Source organism: Burkholderia sp. E168m15 (genome assembly GCF_016586105.1).
GTDB classification, from domain to species: domain Bacteria; phylum Pseudomonadota; class Gammaproteobacteria; order Burkholderiales; family Burkholderiaceae; genus Burkholderia; species Burkholderia orbicola.
In genome coordinates, this window is sequence record NZ_BCPO01000079.1 from 61,535 (window position 1) to 87,271 (window position 25,737).

General features: G+C 68.0%; 24 protein-coding genes and 1 riboswitch. Of the genes, 14 read left to right on the forward strand and 10 right to left on the reverse strand.

The window, feature by feature from the left end; translation table 11 throughout:
* The first annotated feature begins 129 nt into the window (after positions 1–129).
* Positions 130–1,278: a galactonate dehydratase gene (gene dgoD, locus JMF86_RS13270; RefSeq protein WP_006483258.1), complete on the forward strand. Its 1,149-nt coding sequence runs from the start codon at positions 130–132 to the stop codon at positions 1,276–1,278.
* Positions 1,279–1,415: 137 nt separating this feature from the next.
* Here dgoD and JMF86_RS13275 read toward each other — a convergent pair whose 3' ends face one another.
* On the reverse strand, positions 1,416–2,348 hold the full coding sequence (locus JMF86_RS13275; RefSeq protein ID WP_012329179.1) for a CopD family protein: 933 nt from the start codon (positions 2,346–2,348) through the stop codon (positions 1,416–1,418).
* Between the two features lie 390 nt (positions 2,349–2,738).
* Here JMF86_RS13275 and JMF86_RS13280 point away from each other — a divergent pair, with 390 nt between their 5' ends.
* The 3 genes from JMF86_RS13280 to JMF86_RS13290 all read left to right on the forward strand — a co-directional run bounded on the left by JMF86_RS13280 (position 2,739) and on the right by JMF86_RS13290 (position 6,419).
* On the forward strand, positions 2,739–3,503 hold the full coding sequence (locus JMF86_RS13280) for a c-type cytochrome (RefSeq protein WP_011546139.1): 765 nt from the start codon (positions 2,739–2,741) through the stop codon (positions 3,501–3,503).
* A gap of 19 nt (positions 3,504–3,522) precedes the next feature.
* Positions 3,523–4,821, forward strand: a complete 1,299-nt coding sequence (locus JMF86_RS13285; RefSeq protein ID WP_011546140.1) for a cytochrome c — start codon at positions 3,523–3,525, stop codon at positions 4,819–4,821.
* Between the two features lie 137 nt (positions 4,822–4,958).
* Positions 4,959–6,419 (forward strand): DEAD/DEAH box helicase, encoded by a 1,461-nt coding sequence (locus JMF86_RS13290; protein ID WP_011546141.1) that lies wholly within the window; start codon positions 4,959–4,961, stop codon positions 6,417–6,419.
* On the opposite strand, the gene JMF86_RS13295 is transcribed toward JMF86_RS13290, so the two are convergent.
* From JMF86_RS13295 to JMF86_RS13305, 3 genes are all read right to left on the reverse strand, one after another.
* A complete protein-coding gene (locus JMF86_RS13295) occupies positions 6,413–6,919 on the reverse strand; it encodes a hypothetical protein (protein ID WP_011546142.1) in 507 nt (168 codons plus the stop codon). The genes JMF86_RS13290 and JMF86_RS13295 overlap by 7 nt on opposite strands.
* A gap of 70 nt (positions 6,920–6,989) precedes the next feature.
* Positions 6,990–7,817: a ferritin-like domain-containing protein gene (locus tag JMF86_RS13300; RefSeq protein WP_011546143.1), complete on the reverse strand. Its 828-nt coding sequence runs from the start codon at positions 7,815–7,817 to the stop codon at positions 6,990–6,992.
* Positions 7,818–8,144: 327 nt separating this feature from the next.
* Complete coding sequence (locus tag JMF86_RS13305; protein ID WP_011546144.1) at positions 8,145–9,785, reverse strand: gamma-glutamyltransferase family protein; 1,641 nt, start codon at positions 9,783–9,785, stop codon at positions 8,145–8,147.
* Between the two features lie 211 nt (positions 9,786–9,996).
* Here JMF86_RS13305 and JMF86_RS13310 point away from each other — a divergent pair, with 211 nt between their 5' ends.
* Together JMF86_RS13310 and JMF86_RS13315 are read left to right on the forward strand one after the other, a co-directional pair.
* Complete coding sequence (locus JMF86_RS13310; protein WP_006493999.1) at positions 9,997–10,776, forward strand: DeoR/GlpR family DNA-binding transcription regulator; 780 nt, start codon at positions 9,997–9,999, stop codon at positions 10,774–10,776.
* Between the two features lie 301 nt (positions 10,777–11,077).
* Complete coding sequence (locus JMF86_RS13315; RefSeq protein WP_006477892.1) at positions 11,078–11,275, forward strand: hypothetical protein; 198 nt, start codon at positions 11,078–11,080, stop codon at positions 11,273–11,275.
* Positions 11,276–11,370: 95 nt separating this feature from the next.
* Here the strand turns inward: JMF86_RS13315 and JMF86_RS13320 are convergent, their stop codons facing one another.
* Positions 11,371–11,739, reverse strand: coding sequence for a hypothetical protein (locus JMF86_RS13320; RefSeq protein WP_041489246.1), 369 nt, complete (start codon positions 11,737–11,739; stop codon positions 11,371–11,373).
* Positions 11,740–11,901: 162 nt separating this feature from the next.
* Here JMF86_RS13320 and glpD point away from each other — a divergent pair, with 162 nt between their 5' ends.
* From glpD to JMF86_RS13335, 3 genes are all read left to right on the forward strand, one after another.
* Positions 11,902–13,425 (forward strand): glycerol-3-phosphate dehydrogenase, encoded by a 1,524-nt coding sequence (gene glpD / locus JMF86_RS13325; protein WP_011546146.1) that lies wholly within the window; start codon positions 11,902–11,904, stop codon positions 13,423–13,425.
* Positions 13,426–13,538: 113 nt separating this feature from the next.
* Entirely contained in the window at positions 13,539–15,041 is a 1,503-nt protein-coding gene (gene glpK, locus JMF86_RS13330; protein ID WP_011546147.1) for a glycerol kinase GlpK, read from the forward strand.
* A gap of 80 nt (positions 15,042–15,121) precedes the next feature.
* Positions 15,122–15,838 (forward strand): MIP/aquaporin family protein, encoded by a 717-nt coding sequence (locus JMF86_RS13335; protein ID WP_011546148.1) that lies wholly within the window; start codon positions 15,122–15,124, stop codon positions 15,836–15,838.
* Positions 15,839–15,880: 42 nt separating this feature from the next.
* Here JMF86_RS13335 and JMF86_RS13340 read toward each other — a convergent pair whose 3' ends face one another.
* The 3 genes from JMF86_RS13340 to JMF86_RS13350 are packed head-to-tail and all read right to left on the reverse strand — an operon-like array spanning position 15,881 to position 18,581.
* Positions 15,881–17,149, reverse strand: a complete 1,269-nt coding sequence (locus JMF86_RS13340) for an NAD(P)/FAD-dependent oxidoreductase (protein WP_011546149.1) — start codon at positions 17,147–17,149, stop codon at positions 15,881–15,883.
* Positions 17,150–17,153: 4 nt separating this feature from the next.
* Positions 17,154–17,462, reverse strand: a complete 309-nt coding sequence (locus JMF86_RS13345) for a non-heme iron oxygenase ferredoxin subunit (protein ID WP_011546150.1) — start codon at positions 17,460–17,462, stop codon at positions 17,154–17,156.
* Between the two features lie 36 nt (positions 17,463–17,498).
* Complete coding sequence (locus JMF86_RS13350) at positions 17,499–18,581, reverse strand: fatty acid desaturase family protein (RefSeq protein WP_011546151.1); 1,083 nt, start codon at positions 18,579–18,581, stop codon at positions 17,499–17,501.
* Between the two features lie 174 nt (positions 18,582–18,755).
* On the opposite strand from JMF86_RS13350, the gene JMF86_RS13355 reads away from it, so the two are divergent.
* The 5 genes from JMF86_RS13355 (at position 18,756) to JMF86_RS13375 (ending at position 23,766) form a co-directional block, all read left to right on the forward strand.
* Positions 18,756–19,820, forward strand: a complete 1,065-nt coding sequence (locus JMF86_RS13355) for a LacI family DNA-binding transcriptional regulator (protein WP_011546152.1) — start codon at positions 18,756–18,758, stop codon at positions 19,818–19,820.
* Between the two features lie 143 nt (positions 19,821–19,963).
* Entirely contained in the window at positions 19,964–20,965 is a 1,002-nt protein-coding gene (locus JMF86_RS13360; RefSeq protein ID WP_011546153.1) for a hypothetical protein, read from the forward strand.
* A gap of 40 nt (positions 20,966–21,005) precedes the next feature.
* Positions 21,006–21,830 (forward strand): TIM barrel protein, encoded by an 825-nt coding sequence (locus JMF86_RS13365; protein WP_011546154.1) that lies wholly within the window; start codon positions 21,006–21,008, stop codon positions 21,828–21,830.
* A 74-nt stretch (positions 21,831–21,904) separates the two neighbouring features.
* Positions 21,905–22,891, forward strand: a complete 987-nt coding sequence (gene iolG, locus JMF86_RS13370) for an inositol 2-dehydrogenase (protein ID WP_011546155.1) — start codon at positions 21,905–21,907, stop codon at positions 22,889–22,891.
* Positions 22,892–23,079: 188 nt separating this feature from the next.
* Positions 23,080–23,766 (forward strand): HAD family hydrolase, encoded by a 687-nt coding sequence (locus JMF86_RS13375; RefSeq protein WP_012329191.1) that lies wholly within the window; start codon positions 23,080–23,082, stop codon positions 23,764–23,766.
* A 70-nt stretch (positions 23,767–23,836) separates the two neighbouring features.
* Here the strand turns inward: JMF86_RS13375 and ribB are convergent, their stop codons facing one another.
* Positions 23,837–24,547, reverse strand: coding sequence for a 3,4-dihydroxy-2-butanone-4-phosphate synthase (gene ribB / locus JMF86_RS13380; RefSeq protein ID WP_006477879.1), 711 nt, complete (start codon positions 24,545–24,547; stop codon positions 23,837–23,839).
* 118 nt (positions 24,548–24,665) lie between these two features.
* Positions 24,666–24,814: riboswitch (FMN riboswitch) on the reverse strand.
* Between the two features lie 187 nt (positions 24,815–25,001).
* Complete coding sequence (locus JMF86_RS13385) at positions 25,002–25,688, reverse strand: helix-turn-helix domain-containing protein (protein ID WP_011546157.1); 687 nt, start codon at positions 25,686–25,688, stop codon at positions 25,002–25,004.
* Positions 25,689–25,737 lie beyond the last annotated feature (49 nt).

The window sequence follows — 25,737 nt, forward strand, 5'->3', positions numbered from 1 at the left end:
ACTGCCCACTATCTGCACATTAATGCTATTAATACTATTTTTTATTCGACTACGCTAGGATAACCGCGAAAGCACGGATCGTGCGCCGCGCCCGCGCGGGCGCGCCGGTCAATCATGGAGACTCGCGTCATGAAAATCACCCGCCTCGAAACGTTCGTCGTCCCGCCCCGGTGGCTGTTCCTCAAGATCGAAACCGACGAGGGCATCATCGGCTGGGGCGAACCGGTCGTCGAAGGCCGCGCGCACACGGTCGAGGCCGCCGTGCAGGAACTGGCCGACTACCTCGTCGGCCGCGACCCGCTGCTGATCGAGGATCACTGGCAGGTGATGTACCGCGCAGGCTTCTACCGCGGCGGCCCGATCATGATGAGCGCGATCGCGGGCGTCGACCAGGCGCTGTGGGACATCAAGGGCAAGCATCACGGCGTGCCGGTGCACGCGCTGCTCGGCGGCCAGGTGCGCGACCGCATCAAGGTGTATTCGTGGATCGGCGGCGACCGGCCGAGCGACGTCGCGAACAATGCACGCGCGGTGGTCGAGCGCGGCTTCAAGGCCGTGAAGATGAACGGCTCCGAGGAGCTGCAGATCGTCGACACCTATGACAAGGTCGAACAGGTGATCGCGAACGTCGCGGCGGTGCGCGACGCGGTCGGCCCGCACGTCGGGATCGGCGTCGACTTCCACGGCCGCGTGCACAAGCCGATGGCGAAGGTGCTCGCGAAGGAACTCGATCCGTACAAGCTGATGTTCATCGAGGAGCCGGTGCTGTCGGAAAACGCCGAGGCGCTGCGCGACATCGTCAACCAGACCAACACGCCGATCGCGCTCGGCGAACGGCTGTACTCGCGCTGGGACTTCAAGCACATCCTCGCGGGCGGCTACGTCGACATCATCCAGCCGGACGCATCGCACGCGGGCGGCATCACCGAGTGCCGCAAGATCGCGACGCTCGCGGAAAGCTACGACGTCGCGCTCGCGCTGCACTGCCCGCTCGGGCCGATCGCGCTCGCCGCGTGCCTGCAGCTCGACGCGGTCAGCTACAACGCGTTCATCCAGGAACAGAGCCTGGGCATCCACTACAACCAGGGCAACGACCTGCTCGACTATCTGCGCAACCCCGAGGTGTTCCGCTACGAGGACGGCTTCGTCGCGATCCCGCAGGGCCCGGGGCTCGGCATCGACGTGAACGAGGAGAAGGTGCGCGAGATGGCGAAGACGGGACATCGCTGGCGCAACCCGGTGTGGCGTCACGCGGACGGCAGCGTCGCCGAGTGGTGATGAACGCGTGAGATAAGAAAGAGGCGTTGCGCGGCATGCGCCGCGCGAGGCGTTCGACACGGCCGCCCCGGCAGGGCGGCCGTTCTTGCATCCGCGGCGCGCGCCGGCGCCCTACACTGCGCCGCGCCGTTCGGCCGTCAGCCGAGCGCCGCGAACCCTGGCACGCTGAACGACAGCACGGCCGCCGCGACGAACACGCCGATCATCGTCATCCCTTCGAGATGCAGGATGTTGCGGAACGTGTGCGCGTCCTCGGTCGACGCGGTGCGGCGCAGGCGCGGCAGCGCCGAGAAGCGGTTGAGGCCGCCGAGCACGAGCGCGAGTGCGACGAGCAGCAGCTTCAACAGCAACACGCGCCCCCACGTGCTGCCGTCGAGCGGCGCGAGCGAGCCGCCGAGCCCGCGGATCGCGTTGAGCACGCCCGTGCCGAGCACGAACACCACCGCGACGATCGACGTGCGCGACAGGTGCTGGCCGATACGGATCAGCGCGCCGCGCGCGACCGACGTCCCCAGCGCGGGCAGCACCGCGAGCCCGCCCGCGAGCACGAGGCCGCCCCATACGGCGGTGGCCAGCAGGTGCAGCGTCTGCACGCCGACCGCCGCGGACAGCACGCCGCTATCGGCCGCATGGCCGAGCGAGGCCTTGCCGGCCGCGACCACGATCACCGCGAGCCACAGCACCGCATGCGCGAGCGGGCCGTCCGGCTTCGCGAGCGCGACGAACGCGAGCACCACCGCGCCGGCGAACGCGACGCTCCACGCGAAGCCCGTGTGCGTCTGCATCAGCATCACGGGAATCGCGGCGAACGCGCCGCCAAGCCCCGCGCCGCTCATCGCCGCGGCCTCGTAGACGAGCCAGCCGAGATCGGCGAGCACCAGCGCCAGCGCCGCCGCGACCAGCGAATGTTGCGCACGCAGCCATGCGGGGTGCGACGGCGCGACGACCGGCCGCGCGCCGTCCTTGCCGAGCCACGCCTTGAGCAGCGCCGAGCCGACCGCCATCGCGAACGCCGCATCCATCAGCGCCGCGAGTGCGACCTGACCGATCCACAAGCTGTCGAACTTCATCGCGCACACCCTCCCGCAAGCGGCAGGCCGGCAGGGCGGCTGCGAGGGGACGGACAGCGGGACGGACAGCGTGAGGAAGGCAACGGCACGGTAGAAAACGTCATCGATGAATCCGGAAACGGGAGAAATGACTGGACCTGCGGCGGAGGCGGCGCCGCGCGACCCGCGAGTGTACGGTCTTCGATGGTGAAAACGCACGCCGGTTCACACGGCCCGACCGCAATGCGCGTCAAATTGTCGCAAGTCGCAAACGGACAGGAACCGATGTCCTTTCGTCAAATAGCCGTCATTACCCATCGATGATAGAATGCCGCGTCGCAGCAGCCCGGCTGTCCTGCCGTCCATGCGCCGAGCCGATCGTAGCCCGGACAAGGTCCCCGACGAATAAACATGGAGTCTCGTGTGTCTTCAAGACGCCTCTTCCGTCCGCTGCTCGCCGTTCTGATGATCGGCGGCGCGGGCCTTATGAGCGCTGCCCAAGCGCAGACCAAGCCCACGGAGCAAGCGCACGCCCAGCAGGCGCCGCTCAAGGCACCCGATACCATGGCCGAGCGCGTGCGCGGCTGTACCGCATGTCACGGCGTCCACGGCCAGGGCACGGACAACGACTATTTCCCGCGGCTTGCCGGCAAGCCGGCCGAGTACCTGTACAACCAGCTCGTCAACTTCCGTGACGGCCGGCGCAAGTACCCGCCGATGAACTATCTGCTGACGTACCTGAACGACGACTACCTGCGCGAAATCGCCGAGCACTTCTCGGCCGAACGTCCGCCGTACCCGACGCCGGCGAAGTCGACGCTGCCGGCCGCGACGCTCGCACGCGGCAAGCAGCTCGTCACGCAGGGCGACCCGGCCCGCAAGCTGCCCGCCTGCGTGGCCTGCCACGGCGCGGGCCTGACCGGCATGCAGCCGGCGATCCCGGGCCTCGTCGGCCTGCACGCCGATTACCTGAGCGCGCAGCTCGGCGCATGGCGCTCGGGCAACCGCCACGCGAAGGCGCCCGACTGCATGCACGACATCGCCGCGAAGCTTTCCGACGAAGACGTGACGGCCGTGACCGCATGGCTCGCCGCGCAACCGGCGCCCGCCAACCCCGTGCCGGCCCCGGCGCGTTCGATGAAGACTCCGCTCGCCTGCGGCAGCGAACCGCAATAAGGCAAGGGAGACAGACACAATGAAACGCAAGTCCCTGTTTGCACTCTCGGCCGTCGCGATCGTCGCGGCTGCCGCCCTCGTGCCGGTCCTGTGGCCGGGCAACGACACGCTGCACGGCGCTGCTGCCGTCGCGGCCACGCCGGCCGACCAGGCCGCGCTGATCAAGAAGGGCGAGTACCTCGCGCGCGTCGGCGACTGTATCGCGTGCCACACCGTGCGCGGCGGCAAGTCGTTCGCGGGCGGCCTGCCGATGGCGACGCCGTTCGGCACGATGTACACGCCGAACATCACGCCGGACGACCAGAACGGTATCGGCAAGTGGACGTCGGACGACTTCTACCGCGCGATGCACACGGGTCGCTCGAAGGACGGCAGCCTGCTGTACCCCGGCTTCCCGTTCGCGAGCTACACGAAGGTCACGCGCGCCGATTCGGACGCGATCTACGCGTACCTGCGTTCGGTCGCGCCGGTGTCGGTGCCGAGCCGTCCGCACGAACTGAAGTTCCCGTTCAACAACCGCAACCTGCTGATCGGCTGGCGCACGCTGTTCTTCAAGGAAGGCGAATACAAGCCGGACCCGACGAAGTCGGTCGAATGGAACCGCGGCGCGTATCTGGTCGAAGGCCTCGGCCACTGCTCGATGTGCCACACGTCGATCAACATGATGGGCGGCCCGGTAAGCTCGTCGGCGTTCGCCGGCGGCCTGATCCCGCTGCAGAACTGGTATGCGCCGTCGCTGACGAACGACAAGGAACTCGGCCTCGGCGACTGGCACGTGCAGGAGCTGTCCGACCTGCTGCAGGCCGGCGTGTCGCAGAAGGGTGCGGTATTCGGCCCGATGGCGGACGTGGTCCACAACAGCCTGCAGTACATGACCGACGAAGATACGCGCGCAATGTCGACGTACCTGAAGTCGATCCCGCAGAAGGCTGAAGCGCCGAAGAACATGCAGTACGAGCCGTCGAAGCAGTTCGGCAACGCGCTGTTCGACCAGGGCAAGAAGATCTACGCGGACAACTGCGCGACCTGTCACGCCGAAACCGGCGCCGGCAAGCCGCCGGCCTATCCGCCGCTCGCGGGCAACCACTCGATCATGATGGAATCGGCAGTCAACCCGATCCGCATGGTGCTGAATGGCGGCTACCCGCCGAGCACGTTCAAGAATCCGCGTCCGTATGGGATGCCGCCGTTCGCGCAGTCGCTGTCGAACCAGGAAGTCGCGGCGGTCGTCACGTATATCCGGATGTCTTGGGGTAACAACGGTACGCCGATCTCGCCGCAACAGGTGAGCGACCTGCGTTCCGCGCCGCTCGACTAAGAAGCGGCTCACACAAACGGGGCGCGGCTGCGGGAAACCGCGGCCGCGCCCTTTTGCTTTTTGGCTGTTTAGCGATGCAGGTTTGCCGCGCGGGCCGCGCGCTGCATCGCCGATCATAAAACTCAAGAGTGGTATCTATGTCTTTCGAATCTCTCGGCCTGGCCGAACCGCTGGTCAAGGCGGTCAACGAGCTCGGCTATACGTCGCCGACTCCGATCCAGCAGCAGGCGATCCCGGCCGTCCTCGGCGGCGGCGACCTGCTCGCCGGCGCACAAACCGGCACCGGCAAGACCGCCGGCTTCACGCTGCCGATCCTGCAACGCCTGCACACGTTCTACGCCGAGCACCGTGGCGCGAAGCGCGCGGTGCGCGCGCTGATCCTCACGCCGACGCGCGAACTCGCCGCCCAGGTCGAGGAAAGCGTCCGTGCGTACAGCAAGTACCTGAAGCTGCGCTCGACCGTGATGTTCGGCGGCGTCAGCATCAATCCGCAGATCGATGCGCTCAAGCGCGGCGTCGACATCGTCGTCGCGACGCCGGGCCGCCTGCTCGACCACATGCAGCAGAAGACCATCGACCTGTCGGATCTCGACATCCTCGTGCTCGACGAAGCCGACCGGATGCTCGACATGGGCTTCATCCACGACATCAAGCGGGTGCTCGCGAAGCTGCCGCCGCAGCGTCAGAACCTGCTGTTCTCGGCGACCTTCTCGGATGAAATCAAGGCGCTCGCCGACAGCCTGCTCGACTCGCCCGCGCTGATCGAGGTCGCCCGCCGCAACACGACCGCCGAGAGCGTCGCGCAGAAGATCCACCCGGTCGACCGCGACCGCAAGCGCGAGCTGCTCACGCACCTGATCCGCGAACACAACTGGTTCCAGGTGCTCGTGTTCACGCGCACCAAGCACGGCGCGAACCGGCTCGCCGAGCAGTTGACGAAGGACGGCATCAGCGCGATGGCGATCCACGGCAACAAGAGCCAGTCGGCCCGCACGCGCGCGCTGGCCGAGTTCAAGAACAGCACGCTGCAGGTGCTCGTCGCGACCGACATCGCCGCGCGCGGGATCGACATCGACCAGCTGCCGCACGTCGTCAACTTCGATCTGCCGAACGTGCCCGAGGATTACGTGCACCGCATCGGCCGCACGGGCCGCGCGGGCGCGACCGGCGAAGCCGTGTCGCTCGTGTGCGTCGACGAGAAGCAGTTGCTGCGCGACATCGAGCGGCTGATCAAGCGCGAGATCCCGCAGGAAGTGATCGCGGGCTTCGAACCCGATCCGAACGCGAAGCCGGAGCCGATCCAGCAACGCCGCGGGCAGCAGCAACCGCGCGGCGGTGGCAGTGGTGGCGGCAATCGCCAGCCGCGTGCCGGCGGCTCAGGCCAGCCGGCCGCGAAACGCGACGGCAACGCGCAACCGAAGGCCGGGCAACCGAAGGCTGCAGCGCAGCAGAAGGCCGCGAAGCCGCGCACGCAAGGCGGCGCCGCCGGCAACGGCGGACGTCCGGCAGGTGGCGGCAACGGCGCCCGCCCGGCAAGCGGCAACGCCGCGCATCCGAACCGCAACCGTTCGTCGCGCAGCGGCCAGCGCGGTCACTGAAGCCGCGCGGCCGCGCGCCGCAGGTGCTCGATCTGGCGTTGCCAGCGTGCGAGCACCGCGGCGCGCTCCCCTTCCAGCGTGAACGTGACGCCGGTCGCGAGACGCGCATAGCCGACCCGCTGCGCATCGCCGTGCGCGATCGTCGCGGCGAATCCGGCCAGGCCGCCGAAGTCCCCTTCGAGCGGCACCATCTCCAGTTGCGCCTGAAAGAACGCGCCGTCCGCGACGAGCGTCAACGCGGCCGTGCGCCGCTGCGCGATCGCGCGCGCCGCCCGCGACTGAGGCCAGAGCGCGATCAGCAGCGTGCGCGCATCGTGTGCATAGATCTCGCCGACGCTGAGCAGCGTCGTGCGCAACTGGCCGTCGTCGGTCGCGACGATCAGCGACGCGGCGAGGTCGGCATGACGCTCGAGTGCGGTGCCGTCGAACAGCGACACGACGGCGGACGGCCACGTGTCGAACGTCCATTGTTCGAGCGCGTGGCGATGGGTATCGGTCATGATGGCGTGGCCCGGGCGCGGATCGGATGAGGATGCGTCAGCATACGCGCGCCGGGCCGTGCCGCGGCGATCAGCGCAGGAAAACGTGCCGCGTGATCTTCGTGAGTGGATAGTGGACGCCCGGCTGGATCTTCGCGGGCAGGTCGAGCGGCTTGAGCAGCATCTTCACGCACATGTCGGCCGACAGGTTGCGCCGCACCAGCGAGTTGATGCGCGCGGCGCGCTCGCGGTTGTACTGGCTGTCGCCGACGCGATCCGGATAGCGGATCGCGAACACGTGGCGCAGCGCGATCTCGGAATCCTCGTTCTTGATTTCCATCACGCGGCGCGCGAGGGCCCCGAGCACCGCGAGCCGCCCGTTGCCTTCGACCTGGTTGTACTTCTTGAAGAACTTGAAGAAGTGCTTGTAGTGACGCACTTCGTCGGTGCGGATGTTGTCGGTGATTTCCTTCAGCACCGGCTCGTCCGAGCATTCGTTGATCGCGCGATAGAGCGTGGCCGTGCCCGTCTCGACGACGCAGCGTGCGACCATTTCGAGCGCGCGGGTTTTCTCGAACGCCTCGACCGAGCAGGTCTTCGAATACTCGGCAAAGAAATTCGCGAAGGCGGTATCCCAGTCGAACTCGGGCCACACGTGCGCGATGTAGGCCTTCAGCGCGCGCCCGTGCTGCAATTCTTCGGGCTCCCATGCATTGTTGAGCCATGCGGAGACTTCCGGATCGTCATTGAAGAATTCGCTCAGATTGCTCGTATAGAGATCCGAGCCGCTCTCGATGAACGACGACGCGCACAGCAGCAGCAGCAGATCCTCGTTCGCGGCCGCACGCTGACGATCGATCCGGTTCAGGTCGATGTCCTCGATACGCCACGGCATCACATGCGTCGTTTTGGTGTCCATGGTAGTGCGCTCCCAGTCGTCGCGCGGAGGCCGGCCCATGCCTGGGGCACAGGCGCCAGCCGATCCGCAGGCGGCGTTTTACTTGCGTTTATAGTGAATCGGTCCGGCCGAACCATCTTGGCATCTTAGCCGGACTTTGATGTTCGTGCTCCAGAGCACTGACCATACCCGACGGGCGCAGTTCCACGGCGTCTGTTGCCGTTCGTTAGATGAGTCCTTCAAACCGCTTGCGCGCGTTCGATGGCAGGCGCCGCGCCAAATGAAAACGGGCGGCCGTCGGGCCGCCCGTGATGCCGGGAAACTGCATAGGAAGCTGGAAGCGATCCGTCAGAAACCGGCCGCCAGCCCGTCGCGCCGGCTGTCGCTCGCGGCCACGTAGCCGCGCTCCGGATCGTCGGGATCGAGGCGCCAGACGAACTGCCCCGAGCCGAAATCCATGTAAGGATCGTCGATCGACTTGATCGTATGGCCGCGGGCGGCCAGCCCATCGACGGTCGCGCGGTTCATCGTCGCCTCGACGTCGAGCGTGAAGTCGCGGTTGACCTTCCAGCGCGGCGCGCAACACGCGGCCTGCGGCTGCTGGCCATAGCCGAGCATCCGGACGATGGTCTGCAGGTGGCCCTGCGGCTGCATGTCGCCGCCCATCACGCCGAAGCTCATCACGGCCTCGGTACGGCCGTCGACTTCCTCGGTGACGAACGCCGGAATGATCGTGTGGAACGGTCGCTTGCCGCCCGCGACGACGTTCGGCGAAGCCGGGTCCATCGAGAAGCCGTGCCCGCGGTTCTGCAGCGCAATGCCCGTGCCGGGGACGACGAGGCCCGAGCCGAAGCCCATGTAGTTCGACTGGATGAAGCTCACCATCATCCCGCGCTCGTCGGCCGCCGACAGGTAGATCGTGCCGCCGGAATGCGGACGGCCGGCGGCGAAGTGTGTGGCCCGCGCGCGATCGATCAGCTTCGCGCGTTCGGCGAGATACGCATCGTCGAGCATCTGTTCGGGCGTGAGCTCCATCGCGCGCGGATCGGCGACGTAGCGATAGACGTCCGCGAACGCGAGCTTCATCGCCTCGATCTGCAGATGCTGCGAATCGACCGAGTCGACCGGCCATTCGGTCACGCCCGCATGCTCGGCGATGCCGAGCGCGATCAGCGCGGCGATGCCCTGCCCGTTCGGCGGGATCTCGTGAATCGTGTGGCGGCCGAAGCGCTTGCCGATCGGCTCGACCCATTCCGGCCGGTACGCGCGCAGGTCCGCTTCGGTCAGCGCGCCGCCGCCTTCGCGCGCGAAGGCGGCGATCCGCTCGGCGAGCGCCCCTTCGTAGAACGCCCGGGCGCCGTCCTTCGCGAGCGTGCGCAGCGTCCGTGCATGACCGGGCAGGCACACGCGTTCGCCGACGAGCGGCGCGCGGCCGCGCGGCATGAAGGTGTCGGCGAAGCCCGGCAGGTCCTGCAGTTCGGGAACGGCCGCGGCCCACTTGTGCGCGACGATCGGCGGCACCGAATAGCCGCGCTCCGCGATCTCGATCGCCGGCTCGAGCAGATCCGCGAACGGCAGCGAACCGAACTTTGCGTGCAGCGCTTCCCAGCCCGCGATCACGCCCGGCACGGTGACGGTGTCCCAGCCGCGCGTCGGCTTGTTCGCGATGCCGCGCGCATCCTCGCCGTGGCGCTTGCGGAAGTAGTCGACGTTCCAGGCGGCCGGCGCGACGCCCGATGCGTTCAGCCCGGACAGCCGCTCGCCGTCCCACACGAGCGCGAATGCATCGCCGCCGAGCCCGCACGACACGGGCTCGACGACCGTGATCGCGGCGGCGGCGGCCAGCGCCGCGTCCACCGCGTTGCCGCCCTTCCACAGCATCCGCAGCCCGGCCTGCGCGGCCAGCGGGTGCGACGTCGACACGACGTTGCGCGCGAACACCGGAATGCGGGTCGTCGGATACGGGTTGTGCCAGTTGAAGCCACTCATCGATACCACCTCGTCGAAAGCTGAATGAACGTGCCCGCGCGAGCGGGCAATCCGCCATTGCAGCGCGATCAGCGCCATCGCGCAAATTCATTTGTCACATAAATCCATGCAATTCACGCATGAATTGCGTGCGCCGACGGCGGGCAGGCCGGCCGAACGCCGTTACCGCCCTTACAATACCCGCTCCGTCTCACGACACGACCATCGAGCCATGACCCGAGATCCCCGCCTCACCCTCAACGCGCGTCAGCAGGAATTGCTCGAATGGGTGCAGCGCGACGGCTTCGTGACCGTCGACGATCTCGCCGCGCACTTCGCGGTGACCCCGCAGACGATCCGCCGCGACGTGAACTGGCTCGCCGACCTGAACCTGCTGCGCCGCTACCATGGCGGCGCGAGCCTGCCGACCAGCTCGGAGAACGTGTCGTACACGGCACGCCAGCGGATGTTCCACGACGAGAAGCGGCGCATCGCGGCGCTCGCGGCGTCGCACATCCCCGACCAGGCGTCGCTGTTCATCAACCTCGGCACAACGACCGAGGAAGTCGCGCGCGCGCTGAACCGGCATCACGGGCTGCACGTGATCACCAACAACCTGAACGTCGCGTCGATGATGAGCGGCTACCCCGACTGCGAGGTGCTGATCACCGGCGGCATCGTGCGACCGTGGGACAAGGGCATCGTCGGCGAGCTCGCGATCGACTTCATCCGCCAGTTCAAGGTCGACTACGCGATCATCGGCACGTCGGCGATCGAGGCCGACGGCACGCTGCGCGATTTCGACACGCGCGAGGTGCGCGTCGCCGAGGCGATCATGCAGCATGCGCGCACGGTCTACCTCGTGACCGACCATTCGAAGGTCGGCCGCCCGGCGCTGGTGCGCCAGGGCCATCTGAGCCAGGTGCACGCGCTCTTCACCGACAAGCCGCTGCCGCCCGAAATGGCCGACACGGTGGCCGCCGCCGGCACGCAGGTGTACGTCGCGGAATGACCGTTGCGATGCTGCACCGCACCTGAAACTTCAAGTGAAATCAAGAAGTTGGCGCCGCGCGCGGACCGCTCGTGGGGTGCGTTTCTGTCAAACGGAAAATTAACGGGGCACGATTTGTCGTTGCCCGCGCACTCGACTAGACTCCAGTTCCCCGGCCCGTTCGCCGATCCGCCTGTGCCAGGGCGGTGCGAATCGCAGGCCGGCGAATGCAGCTTTTCCCCCCAAGCCATACCCTCGCGGGGTATCGCGCGGCGGCGTATGCGCCGGCCGCGCGGGCAGTCTGATTGCCACGGAGAGAACGATGCTGAGTCCGCATGAATTCGCCACGCTCTTGCTTGTGAAGGACGCGCCTGACCAGCGCGACATGGATCGGGATGAACTGGACATCCTGCTCGAACAGCAGCTCGTCCGCCTGGAAGGGCTCGGCTCGGGACGCAAATACTGCGTGACCGAGACCGGCGACGCCGCGCTGCGATCCATCAAGTACCGCTATTCGTAAGCCCCGCTGTTCCCTGACTTGAACCTGATCGCGCGGCCGGAATCCGGCCGCGCGGTCGTTCCTGCCTTCCCTCTGCCCGTTCGGCGCCACCGGCTTCAGCCGCCGCGCAGCGTCGGGTCGACCGCCGCCCGCCAACTGATGGCCTGCGCGCGCGCACCGTTGAAATAGGCGATCCAGCCGGCGCGTGCCGCCGCGTCAGGCGCCACATAGTGGGTCGAAAGTTCGTTTACGAACGCACAATAGTTCGCTTCGGTCAGCCCGCGATACCGTTTCGCCACATAGGCGTCGTACAGCGTCGAGTAGACCGGCTGCGCGTCCGCGCCCCAGTCGCGCGCCGCGCCGCCGCACGACGTCTGCAGGTCGACGAACGACGGCGCCCGCCAGTTGCCGGCGAGCGGCGGCATCCCCGCGCTGCACCCCGCCAGAAGGACGGCGCACACGCCGGCCCACATCCCAATACGCATGATTCACCTCGCGAAACGGTCGATTCCGCCAGTATCGTCCGGGATCGGGTCACGCGCTACTGGCCCCGCTTTTTCGAACTTTACTTTTTCGATTTCGTTCGTTAAATTTCGAATTCGAACATTTCATGTTCACCCTATTTCAACAGACGATAAGGACAGCAGGTGACCCAACCGAATCGCTACGATCTGCTCGTCGTCGGCGGCGGCATCAACGGCGCGGGGATCGCGCGCGATGCGGCCGGCCGCGGCCTGTCGGTCATGCTCTGCGAGCAGGACGACCTCGCGTCGCACACGTCGTCGTCCAGCACGAAGCTGATTCACGGCGGCCTGCGTTACCTCGAGTACAACGAGTTCGGGCTGGTGCGCAAGGCGCTGCAGGAACGCGAAACACTGCTGCGCGCCGCGCCGCACATCATGTGGCCGCTGCGCTTCGTGATGCCGCACATGCCGAACCTGCGCCCGGCCTGGCTGATCCGCATCGGCCTGTTCCTCTACGATCACCTCGCGAAACGCGAGCTGCTGCCCGGCTCGCGCGGCATCGACATGCGCCGCCATGCGGCCGGCGCGCCGCTGATCGACTCGATCAAGCGCGGCTTCGTGTATTCCGACGGCTGGGTCGACGACGCGCGCCTCGTCGTGCTGAACGCGATGGATGCGAAGGAGCGCGGCGCCGAGATCCTGACGCGCACGAAGCTCGTTTCCGCCGAACGCCGCGGCGACGAATGGGAAGCGCGGCTGCAGCACGCCGACGGTTCGATCCGCGTCGTGCATGCGCGCGCGATCGCGAACGCGGCCGGCCCGTGGGTCGGCGAGGTGCTGCACGGCGCGCTCGGCCGCGGCGCGCATCATAGCGTGCGGCTCGTGAAGGGCAGCCACATCATCACGCACCGCCTGTTCGATCACGATCACGCGTACATCTTCCAGAATCCGGACAAGCGGATCATCTTCGCGATTCCGTACGAGCACGACTTCACGCTGATCGGCACGACCGACGTCGAATACACGAACGATCCCGCGAAGGTCGCGATCGATCGCGACGAGACGCAATACCTGTGCGATTCGATCAACCGCTACTTCAAGCGCAAGATCTCGCCGGCCGACGTGCACTGGACCTATTCGGGCGTGCGCCCGCTGCTGGAAGACGAGAACGCGGCGAACGCATCGGCCGTCACGCGCGACTATCGCCTCGAACTCGACGATGGCGCGGGCGCCCCGCTGCTGTCGGTGTTCGGCGGCAAGATCACGACGTTCCGCAAGCTCGCGGAAGAAGCCGGCGACATGCTGTGCCGCGCGCTCGGCCGCGATGCGAAGACCTGGACGGCCGGCGTCGCGCTGCCGGGCGGCGACATCGCGGACGCGAAGTTCGACGGGTTCGCCAGCGCGTTCGCGAAACGCCATCCGTGGCTGCCCGCCGCGCTCGCGCGCCGCTATGCACGTGCGTACGGCACGCGTGCGGAGCGCGTGGTCGACGGCGCAAAGTCGCTCGCCGATCTCGGCGCCGAAATCGCGCCGGGCATCCACGACGCCGAACTGCGCTACCTGCGCGATGCCGAATGGGCGACCTGCGCGCAGGACGTACTGTGGCGCCGCTCGAAGCTCGGCCTGCACGTCGCGCCCGGCACGCTCGACGCGGTGACCGCCGCGGTCGATGCGTGGTTCGCCGCCGCGCATGCGCCGCATGCGTGATCCGAATGCAGTTGCAATGGTAGTTTTGCCTGACCGACGTTGATTCACCGACGCGCCGCCCCACATGCGGCGCGCATCACAACTAAGCCAATCCACGGATGGAGATGAGAGACATGCAGGACCAGTACATCCTCGCGCTTGACCAGGGCACCACGAGTTCCCGCGCGATGCTGTTCGATCGCCAGGGCAACATCGTATCGATCGCCCAGAAGGAATTCGAACAGATCTACCCGCAACCCGGCTGGGTCGAGCACGACCCGCAGGAAATCTGGTCGACGCAAGCCGGCGTCGCCGCGGAAGCCGTCACGCGCACGGGCCTGAACGGCACGTCGATCGCCGCGATCGGCATCACGAACCAGCGCGAAACGACCATCGTCTGGGATCGCGAGACGGGCCAGCCCGTCTACAACGCGATCGTCTGGCAGGATCGCCGCACGGCCGACTTCTGCGACTCGCTGAAGAAGCAGGGCCTCGAAGCGAAGGTGCGCGCGAAGACCGGCCTGCCGATCGACTCGTACTTCTCCGCGACGAAGATCCGCTGGATTCTGGACAACGTGCCGGGTGCACGCGACAAGGCGCGCCAGGGCAAGCTCGCGTTCGGCACCGTCGACAGCTGGCTCGTGTGGAACTTCACGAAGCACGAACTGCACGTGACCGACGTGACGAACGCATCGCGCACGATGCTGTTCAACATCCATACGCGCGAATGGGACAGCGAGCTGCTCGAACTGCTCGACATCCCGCGCAGCATGCTGCCGGAAGTGAAGGCATCGTCGGAAATCTACGGCCACACCAAGACCACCGTGTTCGCGTCGAAGATCCCGCTCGCGGGCATCGCCGGCGACCAGCACGCGGCGCTGTTCGGCCAGATGTGCACGACGTCGGGCATGGTGAAGAACACCTACGGCACCGGCTGCTTCCTGATGATGAACACCGGCGACAAGCCGATCGAATCGAAGAACAACCTCGTCACGACGATCGCCTGGCAGATCGGCGATGACGTGCAGTACGCGCTCGAAGGCAGCATCTTCATCGCGGGCGCGGTCGTGCAGTGGCTGCGCGACGGCGTCGGCCTCATCAAGACGGCCGCGGAAATCGAGGCGCTCGCCGCGAGCGTGCCGCACACCGACGGCGTGTATCTCGTGCCCGCGTTCGCCGGTCTCGGCGCGCCGCACTGGAACGCGCGGGCGCGCGGCTCGGTGTTCGGCGTCACGCGCGGTACGAGCGCCGCGCATCTCGCGCGCGCGGCGCTCGATGCGATCGCGTATCAGTCGCTCGACGTGCTGGCCGCGATGGAAGCCGATTCGGGTATCAGCATCGGCGAGTTGCGCGTCGATGGCGGCGCCAGCGCGAACGACCTGCTGATGCAGTTCCAGGCCGACCTGCTCGGCGTCGACGCGGTGCGTCCGCAGATCACCGAGACGACCGCGCTCGGCGCGGCCTACCTCGCGGGTCTCGCGATCGGCTACTGGAAGAACCTCGACGAAGTGCGCGACCAGTGGCAGCTCGATCGCCGCTTCGCACCGTCGATGCCGAAGGAGCAGGTCGAGCAGCGCATGGCCGGCTGGCAGCGTGCGGTGCGCGCCGCGAAGGCATGGGCCGACGACACCCAGTAATCCGAATAAAACCAAACGAAATACAACAACACCGGCGGACCGCGCGATGCGCGAGTCCGCCGTGACTTCGAGAGACAATCATGTCACCTTATATTGCAGAATTCATCGGCACGGCGATCCTCGTGCTGCTCGGCAACGGCGCGGTCGCAAACGTGCTGCTTGCAAAGACCAAGGGCAAAGGCGCGGACCTGATCGTGATCGTGATGGGCTGGGCGATGGCGGTATTCGTCGCGGTCTACGTGACCGCGTCGTTCAGCGGCGCGCACCTGAACCCGATCGTCACGATCAGCCTCGCGCTCGCGGGCAAGTTCGCGTGGTCGAAAGTCGGCGGCTACGTGCTCGCGCAGATGCTCGGCGGGATGGCGGGCGCGCTGCTCGTGTGGCTCGCGTATCGCCAGCACTTCGCGAAGGAAGCCGATGCCGACCTGAAGCTCGCGGTGTTCTGCACGGCGCCGGCGATCCGCAGCACCACGCACAACGTGCTGACCGAAGCGATCTGCACGTTCGTGCTGATCCTCGGCGTCCTGTATCTCGCGTCGCCGCAAGTCGGCCTCGGCGCACTCGACGCGCTGCCCGTCGGCCTGCTGGTGCTCGGCATCGGCATCTCGCTCGGCGGCCCGACCGGCTATGCGATGAGCCCCGCACGCGACCTGTCGCCGCGCATCATGCATGCGCTGCTGCCGATTCCCGGCAAGCGCGACAGCGACTGGCGCTATGCGTGGGTGCCCGTCGTCGGCCCGCTGCTCGGCGGCGCGGCGGCAGCCGGCCTGTATCTGCGCCTGCACGCGATGGCCTGATCGCGGTTTGAACGAAGCGCGCGGCGTTCGCTGCCGCGCGCTTTACTCCCCTCCTTTCTTCTGCCGGTCATTCACGGCCGTCACCAGCGATTTCAGCTTCACGTCGACGTCCGCGACCGCCGCCGGCGTCACGTCGATCCCGCGTTCGACCAGCATCCTCGCCACGCGCATTTCCTTCACGAATCCCGCCGCCCGCCCGAAGCCGCTCACCGCGACGAGCCGCGCGAGCGCATCGAAATGGAAATGGATTTCCGCATCGTCGCCAAGGCTGCGTGCGACCGACTGCGTACCGAGCGCCGGCTCCCCGGCCACCTGCAACTGCGCATCGTATTGATCCGACCAGAACCACGGCATGTCGCGATACGCTTCGGCCGCACCGAGCATGTTGCGGGCGGCGACGTGCGCTTGCGTCTCGGCGCCGTGCCAGGTCTCCTGTCGAACCAGCTGGCCCGATAACGCGCTCGGAAACACCGCGACGTCGCCGGCCGCGTAGATGCCGCGCGCCGACGTCTCGAGCTGCGCATTCACGACGATGCCGCGCTCGACCGCGAGGCCCGCATCGCGTGCCAGTTCATCGGCCGGTTCGATGCCGATACCGGCCACGACCGTGTCGGCGAGCAGCGTGTCGCCGTCGTCGAGCACGACGGCCAGCGCACCGCCCGACGTCCGCTCGATCGCAACCGGCTTTCGGTTCAGGCGAATCGCCACGCCCTGCGCATCGTGCAGCGCATGCACGCGCGTCGCGATGGCTTCCGGCACCGCACGGCCGAGCAACCGCGGTGCCGCATCGAGCACGGTCACGCGGCAGCCGCGCCGACGCGCCGACGCCGCGACTTCGAGGCCGATGAAACCGCCGCCGATCAGCACGATCCGCGCGTCGGGCACGAGCCGCGCGCCGAGTACGGCCGCATCGTCGAGCGTGCGCAACGCGACTACGCCGTCGAGCGCCGCGCCCGGAATGGCCAGACGGCGTGCACGGCCGCCGGTGGCCAGCAGCAGCGCGTCGTAGCCGAACACGTGTCCGCCGGACATGCGCACTTCGCGTGCGTGCGGATCGATGCGCTCGACGGTCGCGACGATCCGCTCGATACGATCAGCCGCCCATGCGTCGGCGTCGCGCAACCGGCATTGCACCGCGCTGCGCTCGCCCGTCAGCACGCCCTTGGACAACGGCGGCCGCTCGTACGGCGGATGCGGCTCCGCGCCGATCAGCACGATACGCCCGCGCCAGCCGGACGCGCGCAGCACCTGCGCCGCGCGGCCGCCGGCATGACCTGCGCCGACGATCGCCATCACCCGGTCGCTGGTCATCGCGTCATACCTCGATCAGGATGCGGCCGTCCTCGATCTTCGCGCGGTACGTGCGCAGCTTCTCGCACGCGGGCGCCGACAGCGGCCGGCCGTCGCGCACGTCGAAGCGGCCGTTGTGCTTCGGGCACTCGATCACGTGATCCATCACGAGCCCGTCCGCGAGATGCACCTGCTCGTGCGTGCACAGACCGTCGCTCGCGTACACCTCGCCGTCGATCCGGTAGATCGCATACGTGCGGCCAGCGTGATCGAAGCGCGCGACGTCTTCGTCGTCGATGTCGTCGAGCGCGCCGGTGTCGATCCATTGCGTCATGGTGCGTGTCTCCTTCGTTGTGAGGTTCGATAGTGGTCAGGCACGCGCGGCATCCGGCACCGGCCGCACGACGTAATCGGACGGGTCGCGCGTCTGCCGGACCAGCGCCGGCACGATCTCCGCATAGGCCGCCAGCGTGCTGCGGTACGGCGGCGGCATGTCGGCCTTCACGGCTTCGTGCAGCTTCGGCAGCGCATGGAACGGCACCATCGGGAACATGTGGTGCTCGACGTGATAGTTCATGTTCCAGTACAAGAAGCGGAACACCGGATTCATCATCACGGTCCGGCAGTTGCGCCGGTGATCGAGCACGTTCTCCGGCATGCCCGCGTGCTGCGTGAGGCCGAAGTACAGGTACAGCCATGCGCCGTAGAGGCTCGGCAGCCCGATGTAGAGCAGCGGCAGGAGCGTGTGCCAGTACACCGCCGCGCCCGTCACGAGCGCGTAGATCGCGAGATGGATGCGCGACTCGCGCACGACCTTCGGCCATTCCGATTCGGGCACGTAGGTGCGCTCCTCGTCGTCGAGCCGGCCGGTGAACGACACCGCGATCATCTTGCGCAGCTCGCCGGCCACGTGCTTCAGCGCGACGACGTTCAGCGCGAGCGCAAGCCAGTCGGTCGGCTTCGGCGCGGCGATTTCCGGATCGCGCCCGACGACCAGCGTATCGGTGTGATGGCGCGCATGGCTCCAGCGCCAGGCGGTCGCGCGGCGGAACACCTGGAACGACGCGACCTGGTACAGCGCGTCGTTCATCCAGCGCGTGCGGAACGCGGTGCCGTGCCCGCATTCGTGCCAGCGCGAATCGGCCGGGCTGCAGTACAGCGTACCGTACACGAAGAACGCGGGAATCGCCCACGCCGAATGCGCGCGCCACGCCAGCCACGCGAGCGCGCCGCTGATCGCGATCGCCGCATACCAGATCAGCGTGTCGCGAATCGCCCGCGCATCGCCGCGCTGCATCAGCTGCTTCATCAGCGGCCGCGGCACCGCGCACCGGTACCACGCGGCGTTGACGAGCCCGGCCGCGTGCGCGCGCTCGCCGGCGCCGCCGATCATTCGGTATGCCTGCCGGCGCGCCGCCGTGGGTTCGCGTGCCGGGTCGTCGGGTTGGGCCACTTCTGTCTCCTGGGGTTCTTGTGCGCGGCAAGCACGGCAAGCGCTTCGCCACAGGAACGAAATTAGGCGACCGGCCGCCCCGCCTCAATCGAAACGTTGACGAAATTTCGCCATCGCTTTAGCGTTCCCGACAACGCCACGCGATCGATGGCGACCCTCACGATGGAGACGACCATGGCAGGTGAATCCGGGCCGCGCTGGCGCAAGCGCACCGCGCGCTTCGACGAGATCGCGGCGCTCGCCGGCGTCAGCACGACGACCGTCGACCGCGTGCTGAACGAGCGCGGCAGCGTCTCCGCGCAGGCGCGCGAACGCGTGGTGGCGGCCGCGCGGCAACTCGGCGTGCCGCGGCAGTTGCCCGACACGCGGCACGGGTTGATCCACGTCGACGTGCTGCTGCCGGACACCGACGCGCCGTTCTTCCGACGATTGCAGCAGGCGCTGCAGCGCTCGCTGCAGATGCTCGACCGGCGCGTGGTCGTGCACCGGACGATCCTGCCCGCCGCGGACGACGCACGCGCCGCCGCGCTGATCGAACGGCCCGCGTACCGGCGCGCGGCGCTGATCGTCACCGCGCACGACACGGCCCGCGTGCGTGACGCACTGGCTGCCGCGATCGCGCGGGGCGAGACCGTCGTCACAATGGTCACCGACATCGGCGGCATCGACCGCGCGCACTTCGCCGGCATCGACAACTATCGCGCCGGGCGCACGGCCGGCTACTACATCGGCCGCCTCGCCGCACGCCCCGGCCGCGTGCTGCTGCTCGGCGGCCGGATGGGCTACCGCGCGCACGCCGACCGGATGGCCGGCTGCCGCGATCAGCTCGCCGACGCGTTCGCCGCCGTGCGCTGCGACGATGAACCGATCGAGACGCTCGACCAGGACGACCGCTGCTACCGCGCGGTGTCGAAGGCGCTGCAGGCGCACGACGACGTGGTCGCGATCTACAACAGCGGCGCCGGTTCGGCCGGCATCGAAGCGGCGCTGCGCAAGGCCGGCGCGATCGGGCGCGTGGTGTGGATCGGCCACGAGATGATCGACCAGCACCGTACCTTCATCGAAGCCGGCGCGATGGATCTCGCGATCGACCAGGACCCGGACGGACAAGCGATTTCCGCGCTGCAGCACGTGCTGCATGCGTGCGGCATCGTCGAACAGCCGCCGCCGGACGACCCGGTCGAATTCCGTGTGTTCTGTCCGGCGAACGTGAGGACGAGCGCATACCTGCAGGCGTGAATCCCGCCGTGCGGCGCACCGCGTGCGCACGATGAAAAAATCGACCGCGGCATGGGCGATTTTTCGTCAACGTTCGTCATGCAGCCCGCGCCGCGCATCCGTACATTGATCAGCCATCCACGGACAACGACGGACAGGAGACGATGGCTGAACCGATCCTCATCGGCGTGAACCTCGACGGCGTGCTCGAACACGACGGGCTGCCGCCGCCCACGCCCGCCGAGCGCTTCCGGAGGGTCGCCGCTGCCGGCGTGTTCGACTACATCGAAAAGAACCCGACGCGCGGCGAGGACCTGTCGCCGTATTTCGCGCTGGTCGATCGCCACGCGCTGCCGATCCGCGTGATCGGCGGCATCTGGTGCGCGGGCCGCGACGAAGCGCACGTCGCCGAGATCGTCGCGGCGGGTGCGCGGTTCGGCAGCACGGTGCTCAACTGCCAGCTACATGCGCGTCACGCGGACGGCCACCTGCTGTCGGACCGCGAAGTCGCCGATTTCTACCTGCGTGCGTACGCATCGGGCGAGCCGGTCGGCTGCCTGCCGAGCCTCGAAGTGCACGTCGACATGTGGAGCGAGGACTTCATGCGCGTGGCGCGCGTCGCGCGGCATGTCGAGCAGGCCGGCGCGCCGTTCCGTGTCACGCTCGATCATTCGCACCTGCTGTTCAAGATCGGCAACCGCGCCGAGCTCGACGCATCGGGCCTGCGCGAATCGGCCGACGGTGGCCACGCGCTGCTCGACCCGGCGTCGCCCGCCGCGATCTACGCCAACTGGATCGCGCGCGGCTGGGTCCGGCATGCGCATGCGCGCAGCGTGACGCCGAACAACCCCGAGAACCGCTGGATGCGCCGCGCGGACGGCAGCCCCGGCCGCGGCATCCAGTACCCGTTCGTCGCGCCCGCGCCGAGCGCGTATCACGGCGAATGGCGCGCGGATGCGCTGGACACGTGGAAAACCGCGCTGCGCCAGTTGCTGCGAACGCAGGCTCACGCGCGGCCGCCGCTGCTCGCGCAGATCAGCTGCGAGTTCATCCCGTTTCCCGACTACGGCGGCGGCGCGCGCTATTCGATCTTCGACAACAACGTCGCGTGCGCGCACTGGCTGCGCGACACGTGGCACGCACTTGCCGCGCGCACCGGCACCTGATTCGGACCCGCCCCACTCCAGCCTCAAGGACAGAACGACGATGCAAACCTTCCACTTTTCGCTGAACCGGATGAGCGCGCCGCGCTTGCCGCTCGACCGCTACGTCGCGCTGTGCCGGCGCCTTGGCGTCGACACGATCGAAATCCGCAACGATCTCGACGGCGTCGAGCTCGCCGACGGCACGCCCGCGGCCGCGGTCCGCGCGGCGACCGAAGGCGGCGGCGTGACGATCCTGACGATCAACGCGCTGCAGCGCTTCGAGCAATGGAACGCCGAGCGTGCGGACGAGGCGACCGTGCTGGCCGACTATGCGGCGCAATGCGGCGCGCGTGCGCTGGTGCTGTGCCCGACCAACAGCCACGGCGACACGCGCAGCGCGGACGCCCGCCATGCGGATCTCGTCACGGCGCTGAAGGCGCTGAAACCGATCCTTGAAGCCCGCGGCCTGCTCGGCTTCATCGAACCGCTCGGCTTCGAGGAATGCGCGCTGCGCCGCAAGTCGGACGCGGTGAAGGGCATCTACGCGGCGGCGGGCGAGCCGGTGTTCCGGCTCGTGCACGACACGTTCCATCATCACCTCGCCGGCGAGGACATCTTCTTCCCGAACCTGACGGGCCTCGTGCACATCTCGGGCGTCGAGGACGCCGACCTGCCGGTCGACCGGATGCGCGACGGCCACCGCGTGCTGGTCGGCGGCGCCGATCGGCTCGGCAACGTCCGGCAACTGCGCGAGCTGCTCGCGCGCGGCTACCGCGGCGCGTTGTCGTTCGAGCCGTTCGCGAGCGAAATCGCAGAAGCGGACGACATCGAAGACCGGCTGCGGGCGAGCATCGATTACGTGCGCGGCGAACTGGCCGATCGCTGAGCGGACCACCGTGACGGTGCGCGACCCACGCCGGTCGCGCACCGGCAAGACGAGAAAATCCACAGGAGAACGGAATGATCGAATTCGCTTTGTTCGGCGCGGGCAGGATCGGCAAGATCCACGCGGCGAATCTCGCGCGCCATCCGGGCGCAAAACTGAAGTACGTGATCGACCGGCATGCGCCGTCGGCGGAAGCGCTCGCCCGCACGCACGACGCGCAGGTCGCCGACGTCGAGCGCGCGCTCGGCGATGCGTCGGTGCGGGCCGTCGTGATCGCATCGAGCACCGACACGCATGCGGACCTCATCATCGCGGCCGCGAACGCGGGCAAGGCGGTGTTCTGCGAGAAGCCGGTCGACCTCACCGTCGAGCGCTCGCGTGCGTGCGCGGACGTCGTGCGGCGCACCGGCGTGACCTGCATGATCGGCTTCCAGCGCCGCTTCGACCCGACCTTCGCGGCGCTGAAGGCACGCGTGGAGCACGGCGAGATCGGCGCGCCGGAAATGCTGGTCGTCACGAGCCGCGATCCGGGCGCGCCGCCGGCCGATTACATCCGCAGCTCGGGCGGCATTTTCAAGGACATGCTGATCCACGACTTCGACGTGTTCCGCTGGATCCTCGGCGACGAAGCGCAGACGCTGCACGCGACGGGCAGTTGCCTGACCGATCCGGCCGTGCGCGACGCGGGCGACATCGATTCGACCGCCGTGACGATCCGCACGCGGCGCGGATTGCTGTGCCAGATCAACACGTCGCGGCGCGCGGCCTACGGCTACGACCAGCGCTTCGAACTGCTCGGCAGCCAAGGGATGCTGCAGGCCGGCAACGTGCGGCCGACCGAGGTGAGTGCCTGGCTCGCGGGCGGCATCGCGACCGACGTGCCGGAGCCGTTCTTCCTCGAACGCTACCGGCATGCGTATGCGGCCGAGATCGCGCACTTCGTCGACGCGCTGCGCGACGGCACGCCGGTCAGGACGACGATCGACGACGGGCTCGCCGCGCTCGAACTGGCCGAAGCCGCGATGACGTCGTGGAAAACGGGGCGCGTGATCGAGCTGTGACGCAGCAAACGGCGGCCGCGATCCGGGCAAGCGAGCCGCCGCTGCGCGAGCGGCGGCGCCCCGGCACGACCTGCCGCAACCCCACGGCGGCATCGGGCAAATTTGCCGCCACGTCACACGGCATGCGCGTGAAAGCACGTATGATGGCGAATCGATCGGCGTCGCCGATATCCCGCGTTTTCATCACCATGCTCGATCACCTCATCTGCGACTGCGACGGCGTGCTCGTCGACAGCGAAGTCATCGCCGACCGCGTGCTGCTCGACACGCTGTCCGCCACGTTCCCGAATCTCGATTTCGAAGCCGCCGCGAAGTCGGCATTCGGCCAGCAGACGTCGCGCTTCCTCACCGGCATCGAATCCCGCTTCGGCATCGAAATGCCTGCCAACTTCATCGAGACCATCGAGCACAACATCGAGATCGCGCTCGCGCAATCGCTCACGCCGATCAGCGGTGTGCGCGACGCGCTGCTGAAGGTCACGCTGCCGGCCGCCGTCGTGTCGAACAGCCGGCTCGTGCGCGTGCGCAATTCGCTGAAGCGCGCGTCGCTCACCGAGATCTTCGGCGAGCGGGTGTTCAGCTCCGAACAGGTCGCGCGGCCGAAGCCCTACCCCGACGTCTACCTGCATGCGGCACACACGCTCGGCGTCGAGCCGGCGCGCTGCGTCGTCGTCGAGGACAGCATTTCGGGGCTGAATGCCGCGCGGGCGGCCGGGATGAAGACGATCGCGTTCGTCGGCGCGAGCCACATCCCCGACAACTACGCGGACGCGCTGCGCGCGATGGGCATCACGCGGATCATGCGCAAGATGGACGAACTGCCGGCGCTCGTCGAAGCCGGCATGCGCGGCGAATTCGGCGACGTGCAGTCCTGATCGTCATTCGGGCCGGATCGATCGATCCGGCCGCGCCACGGGCGCGCGAACGCGCCCGCCTTTCCTTCGCTCAGGCCGGCTCGCAGCAGCGTTCGCGCGCGGCCGCCAATGCCTCGCGGAACTCGACGAGTTCCGCAATCGTCAGCATCGGCAGCCCGTGCCGTTGCGCGAAGCGCTCGACATCGTCGCCACGCGTCATCGTGCCGTCCGGATTCATCAGCTCGCACAGTACGCCGGCCGGCTTCAGGCCCGCGAGAATCGACAGGTCGACCGTGCCTTCGGTATGACCGCGGCGCGCCAGCACGCCGCCCGGTTGCGCACGCAACGGAAACACGTGGCCGGGGCGCACGATGTCGTGCGGCTTCGCGCCGTCGGCGATCGCCGCGCGGATCGTCGTCACGCGATCGGCGGCCGACACCCCGGTATGCACGCCTTCGCGCGCCTCGATCGACACGGTGAACGCGGTGCCATTGCGGCTTTCGTTGGTCTGCACCATCGGCGGCAGTTCGAGCGCGCGCACCGTGTCGTCGGTCAGGCACAGGCAGACGATGCCGCTGCACTCGCGGATCAGCAGCGCCATCGTCTCGGGCGTGATGCGCTCGGCGGCGACGATCAGATCGGCTTCGTTCTCGCGGTCGTGGTCGTCCTGCAGCACGACCGCGCGGCCGGCACGCATCGCGTCGAGCGCGGCGGCGATGCGCGGCGGCACCGGTTCGGCATCCAGCAGGGGGAGATCGGCAAAGGCGTCGGCAGGCGCCGACGAAACGGACATCAAGGACATGTGAAACGCTCCTCGCAAATACGATTAGGGCGAAAAACGTTTCAGGGCATTGCAAACAGACAGAACGACAACCCGCTTCGCATGCAGCGCGAAGCGGCCCTGACGGACATGACTATCTGCACATCTTCTCTCATCCGGACTGTGACCGTCGGCTCTGGCATTCGACCAGATCTGCTGACCCCGCGCGGATGCGCGGGCGCTCGCGGGCTCGCCGGCTTACGCCAGCCTACCGCCGGTGGGGAATTTCGCCCCGCCCTGAAGACGCACTGATTGCCGGACGGGAACGCCCCGTCACCGGCGGGCCAAGCATACAACAGCCGCGCGCGACGCGCAGCCAACTACCGGTAAAACCTTACTGACGACCCTGTCTAACCGGATCGCCCGAACGGCCGGCGGGCGATCCCGCGATCCCGCGACCATCCGGGAACGCAGTCGCGCCGCGCGGCCCGCGCGATCAGTTGACGGCGGCGTGCGCCGCGTCGGGCACGAGCCAGCGCGGCGGCACCTCGGGGCTCACTGTCACGCGGAACGCGCGCGCTTCGCTGTCGCCCGGATTGCGCAGGCTGTACGGCTGGTCGGCGTCGAACACGATCGCGTCGCCGGTCGCGAGCAACTGGCGGCGGTCGTGCACGCTGACTTCGAGCGTGCCTTCGCTGACGACCAGGTTGACCGTCGTGCCGGGCGCGCGGCGCGCGCCGGGCTCCGTATGCAGCGGTGCGATCCGCAGCTCGTGGAATTCGGCCGCGGCCGGCTCGCCTTCCGGGTACAGCGCACGTGCCGAGAAACGGCCGTTCGAGCTGACCACGCGCGACGCGCGCTCGGCCGCCAGATGCTCGAAGCCGTTCACCGCATGGCGCCGCAGGAACGCGGCGACCGACACCTTCAGTGCCGCCGCGATCTTGCAGAGCACCTTGATCGACGGCACGCTGCGCGCCGATTCGATCTGCGCGAGCATCGCGCGCGACACGCCGGACAGCCGCGCGAGCGCATCGAGCGACAGTTGCCGCTCGGCGCGCAAGCGCGCGAGATTCACGCCGACGACCTGCTCGAGGACGTCGAGCGACGCGGAGCCGCGCCCGTCGGCGGCATTGCCGGACTCGAAGGAAGACACGTCGCGCACGAGCGCCAGGGATGAAGACATAGCATTGCCTCCGGGCCGCTGCGCGGCCCTGCGTAGGGGTAAGCCGGAA